Below are 15,321 nucleotides of genomic sequence, written 5' to 3' on the forward strand. Positions count from 1 at the left end.
TTGGTTCAGATAAGGGAATTGCAATGGAAGAACCCTGATGCCGTTTTATCGGTATGGGGCAATCAGCCGTGGTGTGCTTTTCTGGATAGTGGCGGAAAGATAGACAATCGGAGCCGATGGCAGATTTTTTGCCATAGGCCATGCCATACAGTGGTGGCTTGGCCTTATGAAATAGAAGTGGACGGTACAAAACAACCTTTTGTTTCAGCTGGTCATGTTTTTGAAACCCTACGTGTTTTTCATAATGAATTAAAAGAAGAAGTGAATGGAGCGCGCCTACAAGATATTCCATTCTGGGGTGGTCTTGTTGGCTTTGCCAGTTATCAAACGGGAATGATGCTAGAGGGCGTTTTATCTCGGCATAAAGATCAAAATACGCCCTTATTGGCAGCGGGTGTGTACGATCATGCTTTTATTTGGGATCGCTTTGAAAAATGCGTGTTTCTTGCAGGAACGTCAAAATTCTTTGCAGATTCTGCACATGTAGCGCAGTCGATAAGTGAGTGGAATAAGCTTCCTGAGCATGCTGCGCTATGTAAGATACGTACAACCACGCAGTTTGTGGCAGATCAAAGCCATCATGCTTATTGTCAGAGCATTGCACAAACGCGGGACTATATTGCAGCAGGAGATATTTTTCAGGCGAATATAACGTGTCGGCATACAACGGAAATAGATGAATCTCTGCCAAGTGTTGAGGTGTATCGTGCATTGCGGCAACAAATAGCCGCACCTTTTGCTGCGTATTTGTCATGCGGGCCAGATTTTGCGTTACTTTCTGCCTCTCCAGAAAGGTTTTTGAAAGTGGACGCGAATGGTTGTGTATCATCGCGGCCTATCAAGGGCACGGCACCACGTGGGCAAACGCCGGAAGAAGATGCTTTTTGGCGTAAAACGCTTCTACATGATGAAAAAGAACGCGCCGAAAACCTGATGATAGTTGATCTTATGCGGCATGATATTGGCCGCATGGCGCAAATAGGCAGCGTGTGTGTGCCAGACCTGTTGGAGGTGGAGCAGTTTCCGCACGTGCATCATCTGGTATCAGAGGTTCGCGGAAAGTTGCTGCCTAACAAAGATGTTTTTGATCTTTTAAAAGTAACCCTGCCGCCGGGGTCTGTAACGGGGGCCCCAAAATATCGGGCGATGCAGATTATAGATGAGTTGGAAGCCTCAACTCGTGGTGCATATTGTGGCACGGTGTTTTGTATTGGGGCAGATGGCAGTATGGATAGCTCTGTGATTATCCGTAGTTTGGAACGCTTTAAAAATTGCCTGAGCATTGGTGTTGGCGGTGGTGTAACCATTCTGTCTGATCCAGAAAAAGAATATGAAGAAATGCGTCTGAAATTTGCGCCGTTTCAGAAGTTCTGGGGGCAGGAATGAGTGTTGTTTGGTTAAACGGAAAAATATACCCCGCTGAACAAGCCACTATCAGCCCTCTGGATCGGGGCGTAACATTAGGAGACGGGTTATTCGAAACTCTGCGGGTTAAAAACAAAACGGTTTTGCATTTTATATGGCATTATCAGCGTCTTTGTGATGGTGCGCGGGTTTTGGATATGCCTGTGCCTACACAAGACGATGCTTTGCAGGCTGTGCAAGAGTTTTTGGCACAAGCAGGGTTTGAGAATGGTTCTATTCGGTTGACTGTCACACGAGGGGTAGCGCCACGCGGTTTGTTGCCGCCAGAACACTGCAAACCAACGGTTTTTATAACAGGAACTGCGGGCAATTTTAGAGAGCAGTCTGTGCGTATGTGTGTGAGCACTCTGGTGCGACGGGATGAGCGCTCGCCACTTTCTCGCATTAAGTCGTTAAGTTATTTGCCTGGAGTTGTGGCAAGGCAGGAAGCCGACCGTAAAGGGTGTGATGATGCTTTTTTGCTGAATATGCAGGGGCATATAGCAGAAAGTACAATCAGTAATGTTGTTGTGCAAACACAAGAAGGGCTCATAACGCCTCCTGTTGCAGAAGGTGTTTTGCCGGGGATTGCGCGCAGGCTGTTGCTGGATGCAGGAGTGGTGCAGGAGCGCGTGGTCACTTACACAGATATTGTAAAAGCGCAGGGTGTTTATTTAACCAACAGCCTTTCCTTGCGTGTTGTGACGCATTTGGATGGAAAGCAAATTGCATATCATCCAGAATCTTACCGAAAAATAAGGGATATTCTGGAAAAATAAAATTTTGCAACTCTTCCAAATTGTTGGCGTTGGAAAACGGGATACATCATTTTATTCCAAAGGAGTGTCCCATGCAGAAAATTTTCACTTCCATGCTGCTTGGTGCGTCTTTAAGCGTGATGCCGGCATTGGCTATGGCTCAAGATAATAGTGGCACGCCACCTACAGCACAGGGTGCAGCCTCCCAACAGGGGCAGCCTCCATCAAAGGCAGCGGTAGGGCCAAATGGTGAGCATGTTGATCCATCTAAAAAGCTGTGGAGCAATCCGCGCACAGTAGATGAGCAACCAGGCACGCAACCGCCTTCGAACGATGGAAAACACCCAGCCCACCCGGTTAAAGAATACCATCCGCACCATAGCCAGCACGACAAGAAAAATGGGGTTATGGAAAGCCCAAGTGAAACAATCCCCGGTAACAATCAGCCGTCTTCTACGCATTTGCAGGAAAATCACGCACCACAATAATGCAATGAAGACCAGATATCCTGTTGGGCATGTAGCTTGGCAGGATAGGACCGTTGCGGCCAGTGCACAGCTTGGTTGGCTGTTTGCATCTGGGCGCAGCGTGTAAAATCGGCTAGCCTTCCCACCCATGTGATGGCGCGGCAGGGCTGAGCAAAAAGCAGCTTCAATATCTTGAAGGCGTCATCCCCGCCCATGTTTGCTCTGATGGTTCCGTAATTCGGCGCTGGGGAGCACGTGGGCATAGGCATGTTTTAAAGGTGATGTTGTTCCTGCTGCATCGGCCTTGTTGGATTCTGAAAGGGTGACGTCATGCTGGTGGAAGAGGCCAAGGGCAAACAGGCGGACGGTTCGAATACGCCGCATTATGATCTTCGGCAGATCGATTGTGATCCTAATTTCTGGTACCCTGTGGCGTGGTCGCATAAAGTGCGCCCCGGCAAAGCATTTGCCGCACGCTATGCAGGGCACCCCATTGCACTTATTCGCCCTGAATATGGGCCTGTGTATGCGCTGGAAGACCGTTGCGCACATCGGCAGGTGCCGCTGAGCAAAGGGGTGGTGGATGATAAGGGTTGCGTAAAATGCTGCTACCACGGTTGGGCATTTGATCGCGCTGGCAAGTGCGTGACCGTACCTTATTTGAATAAAGAAGGGGTGGGGCGTCCGGTTAAATCCTACCCTTGCCGTGAAAAAAGCGGCTTGATCTTTATCTTCCCCGGTGATCCGGCTTTGGCAGATAAGGTTCCCGTGCCTGATGTGGCGCAAGTGGGTAACCCGGAATACAAAACCCGCATGTTCAGCCCACGCCTGAAATGCCACTATACCTTCATGCATGAAAACCTGATGGACATGAACCATCAGTTCCTGCACCGGCGGCAGATGGGTTCCATCACGGCCCGTTTTTTGGGGCAGGACAAGGGTGATGACTTCCTGGAAGCACGCTACAGCTTTGCCCGTAAAGGTGGCAATCAGCCGCTTGCGGAAGCCCTGATTTTTGGCAAACACCATGATTTTGAAGGCCGCGAACAGCCGGTTGAAGAAGTTGTGTCCATCCGCACGACCTATCCGTATCAGACTCTGCAGATCCACGATAAGGATGGTGATCTGATTATGGATCTGTGGACATCCTATGTGCCGCTGGGCGAAACGCAGCAGGTTACACAGGCATTTGGTCTGCTTTCCGTTAAAAAACCCAAATGGAACTTCCTGCTCAATCTGGCATGGCCTGCACTGGGTATTTTCACACACCGCATCTTTGAAGAAGATCGTGAAATTGTGGAAATGGAACAGAACGCATGGCGCGAACTGGGTGGGGACCACAACGTTGAAGTGTTCCCTGTTGTAAAGTCACTTCGTGCTCTGCTGGCACGTAGCGGCGTGCCTAACAAATACGCGCATCCGGTGGAAACAGCCTCCCAGTCAGAAGACGCAGCTTAATAAAGAGTGTTTTTTGTCTTGTCCGGGCGCAAAAAAACGGCCATAAGAGCCGCGCTCGGTCAAGGCCGGGAGCATAACGCACGCGAGGAAAACACCATCTGGTGCTCTGTCTGTCTGGCAGGGTAACCCCTCGCGGAGGAATAACCAGAAAGGTAGGAATACGCTTATGGCGATGCCTGATTTTACCCTTCGTCAGCTTCTGGAAGCTGGTGTTCACTTTGGTCACCATACCCGTCGCTGGAACCCGCGCATGGCGCCGTACCTGTTCGGTGTGCGCAACCAGGTTCATATCATTGATCTGCAGCAGACCGTTGGCCTGCTTGATCGCGCTCTGCAGGCTATCCGCAACACTGTTGCCGGTGGTGGCCGCGTTCTGTTTGTTGGCACCAAGCGTGCTGCGCAGGATCCGATCGCAGAAGCTGCACGTCGCTGCGGTCAGTATTACGTCAACCACCGCTGGCTCGGCGGTATGCTGACAAACTGGAAGACCATTCAGGGCTCCATCAAGCGCCTGCGTGGCATTGAAGAAACGCTGGACGGCGCAACAGCAGGTCTGACCAAGAAAGAAATTCTGGACATGACCCGCCAGCGCGACAAGCTGGAACGCTCTTTGGGCGGGATCAAGGAAATGGGTGGCCTGCCGGACATCCTGTTCGTGATCGACACCAACAAGGAAAAGCTGGCTATTGAAGAAGCCAACAAGCTGGGTATCCCGGTTGTGGCTATTCTGGACAGCAACTCCGATCCGCGTGGCGTAACCTTCCCGATTCCGGGTAACGATGATGCCATCCGCGCTATCGGCCTGTATTGTGATCTGGTTTCTTCCGCAGTTCTGGACGGTATTTCCGCAGAACTGGGTGCTTCCGGTCAGGATATCGGCGCTGCTGAAGAACTGCCTGTTGAGCCTGCTCTTGAAGCTGCTCCGGCAGCTGCTGCCCCTGCAGCAGAAGCTCCAGCACCGGCTGCAAGCTAACGGAATACACAAACAGCCCGGTTATCATGCCGGGCTGTTTTTTCCTGCATGAACGCCTGCATTGGCAGGCCATGGAATATTCCGGTTCGCGCCCCTGAGTGGGCGCGTTCGGGTTTTTCAAGGAGTATGGAATTATGGCGGCAATTACAGCTGCACTGGTCAAGGATCTGCGCGAAAAAACCGGCGCAGGCATGATGGACTGCAAAAAAGCACTGAACGAAGCCAACGGTGATATTGAAGCCGCTATTGATTGGCTGCGCACCAAGGGCCTTGCTGCTGCGGCAAAAAAATCTGGCCGTGTTGCTGCTGAAGGTCTGGTAGGCGTTGCTTCTGCAGACAAAGTGGCTGCGATGGTTGAAGTGAATGCCGAAACCGACTTTGTGGCTCGTAACGAATCCTTCCAGAACTTTGTGGAATCCGTTGCTAAAGTTGCGCTGAAGGTTGGTGAAGATCTGGAAGCCATTAAGGCTGCCACGCTTGAAACCGGCCGCACAGTTGCTGATGAGCTGACGCATCTGGTTGCAACCATTGGTGAAAACATGACCCTGCGCCGGGCTCGTGTGTTCACTGTGCCGTCTGGCGTTGTGGCAACCTATGTGCATGGTGCGCTGCGCCCCGGTCTGGGTAAGATTGGTGTTCTGGCTGCCGTTGAAGCTCCGACAGCTGATGAAGCTATCGAACAGCTTGGCCGTCAGGTTGGTATGCATGTTGCTGCCACACGTCCTTCCGCTCTGGATGTTTCCAGCCTTGATCCGGCAGAAGTTGAACGTGAACGCGCAGTGCTGATCGAACAGTCCCGCGCTTCCGGCAAGCCAGAAGCTATCATCGAAAAGATGGTCGAAGGCCGTATCCGTAAGTTCTACGAAGAAGTTGTGCTTCTGGAACAGGTATGGGTGCATGATGGCGAAACCCGCGTGAAAGACGTGCTGAAGAAAGCTGGCGTTAAGCTGGTTGGCTTTGACCGCTTCCAGCTGGGTGAAGGCATTGAAAAAGAAGCTGATGACTTTGCAGCTGAAGTTGCAAAGGTTGCTGGCGTCTAAGGTCAGGCTTTCCGAATGACGGACAAGGGCGGGACTTCCTATCAAAAGGAGGCTCCCGCCCTTGTGCTTTTTGCGGGTGTGCAGGGTGAAACCAGTGCACGCGTGCATGTTCTTACAGAAGATTACGGTCCCCTAAGGGGCATTGCCTATGGCGGAGCCAGTAAAGCAGGCCGCGCCCTGTGGCAGCCGGGCAATGTTGTTAAAACAAGCCTGCATAAACGCAGTGCTGCTGCATCATTACAAATTTCAGGTGAATTACTTTACGCCTGTGCCGCGCGGCTGCTGGATGCTCCGTTAGCGTTAGGCATGGTGCAATCCGTGTGCGTATTGACAGATGTAACCCTACCGGAAGCTGATCCTTGCCCCTTCCTTTTTGCAGAAACAGTGCGTTTGCTTACCTTTTTGGGGTATGATCCTGTTGTTGCAGAACGTGAAGGTATGCCTCACGTTGTGCGGTGGGAAATGGCATTACTGGCAACGTTAGGCTTTGGGCTGGATCTATCAGCTTGTGCCGTTACCGGTAGCACAGAAAATTTGCATTATGTTTCACCACGCACAGGTCGCGCAGTTAGCGAAGAAGGTGCGGGAGAATGGAAAGATCGGCTCTTGCCGCTTCCATCTTTTTTGCGGGATACAGAACAAACCGGTAATGCGGCAGATTGGCTAGAAGGTTTGCGCTTAACAGGCCACTTTCTGGCGCGGGATGCCTTTGGCCAACGCCATTTACCGTTACCTGCAGCACGCCAACGGCTGTATGATAGGCTGGAAATGCGTGTTCTGGCAGACCAAACACCAATAACCGAGTAGCGCAAGACTGGCACAACCGATACGAGGGCTGTATGTCTTGTTTCTAATGGATCATGCACAGCTTTCCAGGGATGGCAGATGAGCGAAACCGCAGGACATATTGAGGAAACAAAACTGGCGGAGGCGCTGAGTGAGCGTTATCTGGCCTATGCGCTTTCCACCATCATGTCCCGCTCTTTGCCGGATGTGCGGGATGGGCTTAAGCCGGTGCACAGGCGCTTGGTTTATGCCATGCATCAGCTCCGGCTAGATCCGGCTTCCGGCTTCAAAAAATGTGCCCGCGTAGTGGGTGATGTTATCGGTAAGTTTCACCCGCATGGTGATGCCTCGGTGTACGAAGCACTGGTGCGGTTGGCGCAGGATTTTGCAGCACGGTACCCGCTGGTAGAAGGGCAGGGGAACTTCGGTTCTGTTGATGGTGATAACCCGGCCGCCATGCGGTACACGGAAGCCCGTCTGACAGAAGTTGCCGTGGCCCTGTTGGATGGCATTGAAGATGATGCCGTAGATTTCCGCCCCACCTATGATGGTGAGGAGCAGGAACCCGTTGTTCTGCCATCGGCCTTCCCCAATCTGCTTGCCAATGGTGCGGCAGGTATTGCTGTGGGTATGGCAACCAGCATTCCGCCCCATAATGCCGCAGAAGTATGCGCTGCTGCTGCCCTGCTGGTGCGCAAGCCCTCGGCTACCACGCAGGAGCTGCTAGAGCTTATGCCGGGGCCGGATTTTCCAACCGGTGGCCTGATTGTTGAAGATTCGGATGCCATTTTGCAGGCCTACGAAACCGGGCGCGGTAGCTTTAGGATGCGTGCGCGGTGGGAGGTTGAGCAAGGCCGTTTTGGCACATGGCATATTGTGGTGACGCAAATTCCATATCAGGTGCAGAAATCGCGCCTGATTGAGCAGATTGCGGATTTGCTGGACCAGAAAAAACTGCCTCTGCTGGGGGATATCCGTGATGAAAGTACGGATGAAATCCGCCTGATTCTGGAGCCCAAAACACGTGGCATAGAACCAGAAGTGCTGATGGAAACGCTGTTCCGTGCCACACCGCTGGAAAGTCGCTTTGGCCTGAACATGAATGTGCTGGGGGCGGATCGCTCACCCGGTGTCATGGGGCTTAAACAGGTTATTCAGGCATGGCTGGACCATCGGCATGAGGTGCTGGAACGCCGCAGCCGCCATAGACTGACAGCTGTAGAGCGGCGGCTGGAAATTCTTTCGGGTTTTCTGGCTGTCTACCTGAATCTGGATGAGGTCATCCGCATTATCCGTGAAGAGGATGATGCCAAGGCCAGCTTGATAGCCACGTTCAAGCTGACAGATTTGCAGGCAGAATCCGTGCTCAACATGCGGTTGCGGAGTTTGCGTCGCCTTGAGGAAATGGAAATTCGCAAGGAGCATGACGCACTTTCTGCTGAGAAAGCAGCATTGATGGCGTTGCTTGATAGCGAAAAACAGCGCTGGAAAACAATCGAGCGCGAACTCACCGGTATGATCAAGGCCTTCGGAAAAGGCCGTTTGGGTGAGCGTAGAAGCACCATTCTTTCTGCGCCCAAGCCAGTTGATATTTCCGTGGTGGAAGAAGTGGAGCGTGAACCGCTCACCATGATCCTTTCTCAAAAAGGTTGGGTGCGTGCGGTTAAGGGCCACAATGTTGATCTGGAAAACCAAAAGTTTAAGGAAGGAGATGCCCTTAAGCTGGCCATTCCTTGCCAGACTACAGATCGGTTGTGTTTCTTTGCAACAGATGGGCGCGCCTATACCGTAAAAGGGGCGGACCTGCCACGAGGCCGTGGAGATGGGCAGCCTATTCGCCTGTTGATTGATCTTTCCAATGATGAGGATCTTCTGGCCGTTTTCCCCATAGAAGATGGAAAACGCCGCTTGGTGGCCTCAAGCGCTGGGCGCGGCATGCTTGTGGATGATGAAACTTTGGTGGCGGAAAAACGCTCTGGCCGACAGGTTCTGAACCTGAAGGAAGGTGAGTTTGCCCGTGTATGTGTGCCAGCAGAGGGAGACCACGTTGCTGTTGTAGGGGATAACCGGCGGTTCCTGATTTTCCCATTGGAGCAGTTGCCCGTTATGACACGAGGCTTGGGTGTTGCTCTGCAAAAATACTCAGATGGAGGATTACGTCAGGCTGTGGTGTTTACTGCGGCGGATGGATTGCTCTGGCCGGGTACTGCGCGTGTGCGTCAGTTTGCTGATTTGCAGGATTGGGTCAGCCGTCGTGCCGCAGTTGGCAAGGTTGCGCCGCCTTGGGCTGCTAAAAAAGCTTAAGTGCAGCCGTTTAAAACAGAGGGCCTTCCGGAAACGGATGGGCCCTTTCTGTTTGAGGGGGCTGGTTGAGATCCAATTTTTGCCATGTGCCGTGGCGCAGAATTTCTGCGGGCTGGAAGCGTTCTTTATAAGCCATTTTGGGGCTGCCTGGTACCCAATATCCCAGATACAGGTATGGCAGCTCCATTTGCACTGCCAATTCAGCCAAGGAAAGAATGGCAAAACTGCCAAGCGAACGCTGTGGGCAGTCTGGTTCATAAAAGCTGTAAACGGCAGAAAGCCCATCTTCCAGAACATCAATCAGGCTAGCAGCCATTAACGTGGAATCTGGCGCTCGAAACTCTATAAGCCGTGTATCTACAGGCGTTTCTTCCACCATAATTCGGTAATCATGCATGGACATGCCTGCCATTTCACCATCTGAATGGCGGCTGTCCAGATACCTTCGGAAAAGCGCGTATTGCTCATCTGTTGCAGTGGGGGGCAGGAGGCTGCGCGTAAGGTCTGCGTTGCGCCGTACAGCGCGCTTTTGTGTTCGATTAGGTGTAAGGCGCCTGACTGGCAAGCGAATGGGAATACAGGCAGAGCAGCCATCGCAAATGGGCGCATAAGCCAAGGTATGGCTACGCCTGAAACCTGCATGTGAAAGGCGGCTATGTAGGAAATTGGCCTCTGGAGTTGCCAAGTCCACCAGTATTTTACGTTCAATACGGTTGGTCAGATACGGACAGGCACCGGGGGGAGCGGTATAGAAGAAGTGTGGCCTGTCTTGCGATGACGTCATGGGGAGAAGTTATCCCGCAACAAAATTATGGGCCAGAAAACTCTGGCCCATATGCCGTGATATTGACCAAAAACTTATTGGCCAAAAGATGCCCGGATACGTTCTGCGGCTTCAATAGCAAAGTAAGTTAAAATGCCATTGGCTCCGGCACGGCGGAAGGCCAGAAGGCTTTCCATAACGGCGCGTTCATGGTCTAGCCAGCCATTGCGGATGGCGGCCATCAGCATCGCATATTCACCAGATACCTGATAGGCAAAGGTGGGGACGTGGAATTCATCTTTCACACGGCGGATGATATCCAGATACGGCAGGCCGGGCTTGACCATCACCATGTCTGCACCTTCAGCAATGTCCATTTCCACTTCGCGCAGGGCTTCATCGCTGTTGGCGGGGTCCATCTGATAGGTTTTTTTATCACCTTTCAGCATACCGCCAGAGCCCAGAGCATCACGGAATGGGCCATAAAAGGCGCTGGCGTATTTGGCCGCGTAGGACATGATACGGGTGTTGATTAGCCCGTTGCCATCCAGATCACGCCGAATAGCTTCAATACGGCCATCCATCATGTCTGACGGGGCAATAATGTCCACACCGGCAGCAGCCTGATTAACAGCCTGTTGAGAAAGAATGGTTACGGATGGATCATTCACCACGTAGCCATTTTCAATCAGGCCATCGTGGCCGTGGCTAGTGTAGGGGTCTAGCGCCACGTCACCAATCAGCCCAACTTCCGGAAATTCCTTTTTAAGCAGGCGGGCAGCCCGGCACATCAGGTTATCCGGGTTTGTGGCTTCCGTGCCGTTTTCATCCCGCGCTTCTGTGGGCGTGATGGGAAAAAGAGCCAAAGCCGGAATACCCAGCTTTGCGGCGGGCTCAACATGTGCGGCCAGCTTGTCTAGCGTTACACGGTGTACGCCAGGCATGGAGGACACCTCGGTAACCGTGTTGGTGCCTTCCATAAAAAAGATAGGCCAGATCAGATTGTTGATGCCCAACGTATTTTCAGCAACCAAACGGCGCGTGAAATCATCAATCCGGTTGCGCCGGGGGCGAGCCAGAGGAAAACGGCCAGCCATCATGGGCAGGATCTCCTTGCTGCTGCCTGCGGGCGTAGTGGGGCACTAAAAAGCACCCCAACCACGGCGGGCGGGACAGGCGGGTGAATGCTGCCCAGAAGTATGCGCGCCTGTGCGCTTTATGCAACCCTGTCTGGCGGAATGCTGGGTCGCGCTAATGCGCTGTGGTAACGGCCATAGGTTAGGTAAATCACCATTCCTATAGCCAGCCACACAATCAGCCGGATCCATGTCAGCTCATCAAGTGAGACCATGACAGTGCCGCAAGTGAGAATACCCAGAACGGGAATGATGTCTCCGCCGGGAACCCGAAAAGCGCGTGGGTGATCAGGCGCTTTGCGGCGCAGGATCATCACGCCAGCACATACCAGAATAAAGGCCAGAAGCGTGCCGATGGATGTCATGTGCCCTAACTCAGAAATGGGCAAAAACGCGCTGAGCAGACAGATAATGACCATGAAAAAGACGTTTGACATCCACGGTGTCTGATATTTTGGGTGTGTGGCGCTGAACATGGGGGGCAGAAGGCCATCGCGGGACATGGCAAAAAATACGCGGCTCTGGCCCAAAAGCATGCCCATGAGCACGGATGTAAACCCGCAGATAATGCCAATTTTAATGGCCAGTTGTAGCCATGGATAGGGCGTGCGGTTAATGGCTGTAGCCACTGGCGCGGCATCACCCAACATGTCTTTGTAATTGACAAGACCGGTCATTACAAAAGAGAAGCAGACATAAGCCAGAGCACAAATCAGCAGGCTACCCAGAATGCCAATGGGCATATCACGCGCCGGATTTTTGGTTTCCTGCGCGGTGGTGGAAACGGCATCAAAACCGATATAGGCAAAAAAGATGGTGCCCGCAGCGCGCATAATGCCAGACCAGCCATACTGCCCAAATGTGCCCGTGTTTTGTGGAATAAAGGGGTGATAATTGGCCGGATTAATGTAGTGGATGCCAAAGCCGATAAATGCTGCAATCACCAGCAGTTTGATAACCACCACAACGGCGTTCACCATAGCGGATTGCGAGATCCCGCGGATCAGGATCCACGAAACCAGACAGGTAATAAAAACTGCGGGCAGGTTCATTAACCCGGAGACCATGCCGCCATCGGGCATCTGTACGGTTTCAAAGGGTGAAGCCGTAAGCCTCGGGGGCAGCACTATGCCCCACGAATCCAATAATGATACCACATATCGGGACCAACTGACCGCAACAGTGGCCGCACCCACGGCGTATTCCAGTACCAGATCCCAGCCAATAATCCATGCCATCATTTCCCCGAGTGTGACATACGCATAGGTATAGGCGCTGCCCGCAATAGGGATCATGCTGGCCAGTTCACTATAGCACAGCCCAGCAAAGCCACAGGCAATGGCTGCAATAAAAAAGGAAAGAACCACAGCAGGACCGGCATTTTCAGAAGCAGCAATGCCGGTAAGAGAAAACAGGCCTGCCCCGATTGTGGCGCCAACGCCCAATGCCACAAGGCTTCCCGGCCCCAGAACACGCTTAAGCCCAGGTGCTGCCTGTAGCTTGTCCAGCGGCAAACATCGCATAAATGCCGATGTTACAGAGGGGGCAGACTTCTGCTCCATATATTTTTCTCCTGTCCGGGCCGCACGGAAAGCGGTAAGAAGCCTCCAACGGTCTTTTTTTCTATAAACAGGCCAGCAGCACATCCTGGCAAGATGTGTTTCAAACGTAACGAATGAACACCGCCAGCCGCCCGGCAAATATGCTGGTGAACATATTGTCTGATTTTGAGGGAACACCTGAATGAGCCACACGGATCTGGATCGCTTTTTCCATGCGTCTCTAGCCCAGACTGATCCGGATGTTGCAGCCGCCATTGAAGGCGAGCTGAAGCGTCAGCAGGAAGGCATTGAACTGATAGCCAGTGAGAACATGGCGTCTGAAGCCGTGCTTCAGGCTCAGGGCAGCGTGCTAACCAACAAATACGCCGAAGGTTACCCCGGCCGCCGCTATTACGGTGGCTGTGTGGAAGTGGACAAGGTTGAAAACCTTGCCATCGACCGCGTGAAAACCCTGTTTGGTGCCGCATTTGCCAACGTGCAGCCGCATTCTGGCGCCAACGCCAACCAGGCCGCGTTTATGGCTATGGGCAAGCCGGGTGATACGGTGCTGGGCATGAGCCTTGCTGCCGGTGGTCACCTTACCCACGGTGCAGCCCCTAACTATTCCGGCAAATGGTTTGATTCCGTGCAGTACGGTGTGCGTCAGCAAGACGGCATGCTGGACTATGAGGAAATGGAACGGCTGGCGCGTGAGCACAAACCTTCCATTATTGTGGCTGGTGGCTCTGCTTATCCGCGTATCATTGATTTTGCCCGCTTCCGCCGCATTGCGGATGAAGTTGGTGCCTTCCTGATGGTGGATATGGCGCATTTTGCAGGCCTTGTGGCTGCTGGTTTGTATCCGAACCCGCTGGAACACGCGCATATTGTCACCTCCACCACGCATAAAACCCTGCGTGGCCCACGTGGCGGCCTGATCCTGACCAATGACGAAGCATTGGCCAAAAAGATCAACTCCGCTGTGTTCCCTGGTTTGCAGGGTGGCCCGCTCATGCACGTTATTGCCGGTAAGGCTGTGGCGTTTGGTGAAGCTCTCCGTCCAGAGTTTAAGGAATACCAGAAAGCTGTGCAGAAAAACGCAGCCGTTCTGGCCGAAGTTCTGGTGGAACGTGGGTTTGATATTGTTACCGGCGGTACGGATTCACACCTGATTTTGGTTGATCTGCGCCCCAAAAAGGTAACAGGCAAAGCCGCAGAACAGGCTCTGGAACGCGCCGGTATTACAGCCAACAAAAACGCCATTCCGTTTGACCCGGAAAAGCCAGCCATCACTTCTGGTGTGCGTCTGGGTAGCCCGGCTGCAACGGCACGCGGCTTCCGTGAGGAAGAGTTCCGCCAGGTTGGTGAAATGATTGACGAAGTTCTGACAGCTCTGGCCGCTTCTGGCGGTGAGGGTAACAGCGAAGTTGAAAACGCTGTGCATGAACGCGTTAAGGCTCTGTGCGCTAAGTTTCCTATCTATAGCCGTGCATAATATTTAAGCCTTTTTAGGCTCTCAGAACGGGCATGTAGGCTTAGGCTTGCATGCCCGTTTTGCTGTTAAGGCGCTTTGCAAGCCTTACGGCTGTATGCCCACGGCGGGGGCGCAAATTGGGCATGACCAAGATACAGTTATTGTAGGGCGTGCGAATTTCATCCTGCCCATCAAAAGCAATAACAGTGCCTGCTTTGCGGATAACACTGCCACTCGCAAACGGCTGCACAAAAACGAAGCGAGATGTCAGTGCTTGCACGCAGTCTGTCACAACAGCTTGCCTTACAGGATCTGAAGGTGTTGCTGATGTTGGGGCGGAGGGCAGGGTGCCGGTTTGTGCTAGAAATAAGCGGGTGCTGAGCAAGGCCTGCTGTGCGGCATTTTTTTGCCAGTGTTGCCCTGCTTCCAGCAGGCAGGCGCGTGTATATGAATGTGGTGTATTAAAGCGTGTATAATCAATAAGCCTTAATCCATCCTCATGCCCACCATCCTGAACAACAGCAGGAGGGTTGGTTTGTGCGCCGGATACACAGCAAGCAAGATCTCGGCTGTTTTCGGCCATGCTGCATAGGAAAAGAGGTTGCGCGGGCCACAGCATGGTGTGGATATCCAAAAGAATATCTACCGTTTCCAGCACAGGCAGCACTTCACGCACGCGATGCATTTCAACCGATGTGTGAGCAGAGGAAATTAACTCAGGCCGCCACAATCGGTTCATATCTTCATCTATAAAGCGGGATAATGTGGGGCGGGCAGGGTTAAAGGTTTTGTAAGCGGCCAGATTAAGAAAAATCAGGCTCAACCTTCCATGTAACGGGCGCAATGGCTGCATAAGAAGCTGTTGCAGAGCGTAGGCTCCGGCATATTCGTTGCCATGCATAAGGGCTGTAACAGCCACATGCGGGCCTGGGCGGCGGCTTTCAAAATGATGCACACCTTGAATGCCACAGTTTCCTGCAATCCATGGGCTAATATCTGGTGGCGGGTATTCAATGCGCACGGCAGGCAAGGCTGGGGGAGAAGGCGGGAGTAAGGCAGAAACAGCCCGAAACCGAAAAGCGCTTTCAGGCCGCACATGCCGTTTGGATGCGCAACTCATAATCCCCTCTCCAGACGCCATGCTGGCAAGGGTATCTCGGCGTGTATGAGGGAATGAAGGAAGGAACAGCACCGCATGGGCAAAAGTATGCGGTGGG

Annotated in this window: 13 protein-coding genes; 9 read left to right on the plus strand and 4 right to left on the minus strand. The window is 52.8% G+C overall.

Annotated elements, in window-relative coordinates; translation table 11 throughout:
• The 8 genes from ABNV41_RS01560 to parC all read left to right on the plus strand — a co-directional run bounded on the left by ABNV41_RS01560 (position 1) and on the right by parC (position 9,190).
• Complete coding sequence (locus tag ABNV41_RS01560) at positions 1-1,386, plus strand: anthranilate synthase component I family protein (protein ID WP_050818339.1); 1,386 nt, start codon at positions 1-3, stop codon at positions 1,384-1,386.
• Positions 1,383-2,183, plus strand: a complete 801-nt coding sequence (locus tag ABNV41_RS01565; protein WP_349934875.1) for an aminotransferase class IV — start codon at positions 1,383-1,385, stop codon at positions 2,181-2,183. Before ABNV41_RS01560 ends, ABNV41_RS01565 begins: the two co-directional genes overlap by 4 nt.
• Before the next feature lie 71 nt (positions 2,184-2,254).
• Entirely contained in the window at positions 2,255-2,650 is a 396-nt protein-coding gene (locus ABNV41_RS01570; RefSeq protein WP_050818337.1) for a hypothetical protein, read from the plus strand.
• A 309-nt stretch (positions 2,651-2,959) separates the two neighbouring features.
• Positions 2,960-4,087, plus strand: a complete 1,128-nt coding sequence (locus ABNV41_RS01575) for an aromatic ring-hydroxylating dioxygenase subunit alpha (protein ID WP_050818336.1) — start codon at positions 2,960-2,962, stop codon at positions 4,085-4,087.
• A 166-nt stretch (positions 4,088-4,253) separates the two neighbouring features.
• A complete protein-coding gene (rpsB, locus tag ABNV41_RS01580) occupies positions 4,254-5,060 on the plus strand; it encodes a 30S ribosomal protein S2 (RefSeq protein WP_050818335.1) in 807 nt (268 codons plus the stop codon).
• Positions 5,061-5,194: 134 nt separating this feature from the next.
• Positions 5,195-6,100, plus strand: a complete 906-nt coding sequence (tsf, locus tag ABNV41_RS01585) for a translation elongation factor Ts (protein ID WP_050818334.1) — start codon at positions 5,195-5,197, stop codon at positions 6,098-6,100.
• Positions 6,101-6,115: 15 nt separating this feature from the next.
• Positions 6,116-6,907, plus strand: coding sequence for a DNA repair protein RecO (gene recO / locus ABNV41_RS01590; protein ID WP_349934876.1), 792 nt, complete (start codon positions 6,116-6,118; stop codon positions 6,905-6,907).
• Between the two features lie 78 nt (positions 6,908-6,985).
• Entirely contained in the window at positions 6,986-9,190 is a 2,205-nt protein-coding gene (gene parC, locus ABNV41_RS01595) for a DNA topoisomerase IV subunit A (RefSeq protein ID WP_050818332.1), read from the plus strand.
• Between the two features lie 10 nt (positions 9,191-9,200).
• Here parC and ABNV41_RS01600 read toward each other — a convergent pair whose 3' ends face one another.
• The 3 genes from ABNV41_RS01600 to ABNV41_RS01610 all read right to left on the minus strand — a co-directional run bounded on the left by ABNV41_RS01600 (position 9,201) and on the right by ABNV41_RS01610 (position 12,651).
• A complete protein-coding gene (locus ABNV41_RS01600) occupies positions 9,201-9,974 on the minus strand; it encodes an arginyltransferase (RefSeq protein ID WP_050818331.1) in 774 nt (257 codons plus the stop codon).
• Positions 9,975-10,048: 74 nt separating this feature from the next.
• Entirely contained in the window at positions 10,049-11,053 is a 1,005-nt protein-coding gene (gene hemB, locus ABNV41_RS01605; protein ID WP_050818330.1) for a porphobilinogen synthase, read from the minus strand.
• 116 nt (positions 11,054-11,169) lie between these two features.
• Entirely contained in the window at positions 11,170-12,651 is a 1,482-nt protein-coding gene (locus ABNV41_RS01610; RefSeq protein WP_050818329.1) for an amino acid permease, read from the minus strand.
• Positions 12,652-12,832: 181 nt separating this feature from the next.
• Here ABNV41_RS01610 and glyA point away from each other — a divergent pair, with 181 nt between their 5' ends.
• Positions 12,833-14,125, plus strand: a complete 1,293-nt coding sequence (gene glyA / locus ABNV41_RS01615) for a serine hydroxymethyltransferase (RefSeq protein WP_050818328.1) — start codon at positions 12,833-12,835, stop codon at positions 14,123-14,125.
• 40 nt (positions 14,126-14,165) lie between these two features.
• On the opposite strand, the gene ABNV41_RS01620 is transcribed toward glyA, so the two are convergent.
• Entirely contained in the window at positions 14,166-15,224 is a 1,059-nt protein-coding gene (locus ABNV41_RS01620) for a succinylglutamate desuccinylase/aspartoacylase family protein (protein ID WP_230844556.1), read from the minus strand.
• Positions 15,225-15,321: the final 97 nt, after the last annotated feature.

The sequence above is a fragment of the Acetobacter sp. A11-2 genome (assembly GCF_040208445.1).
Classification (GTDB): domain Bacteria; phylum Pseudomonadota; class Alphaproteobacteria; order Acetobacterales; family Acetobacteraceae; genus Acetobacter; species Acetobacter oryzoeni.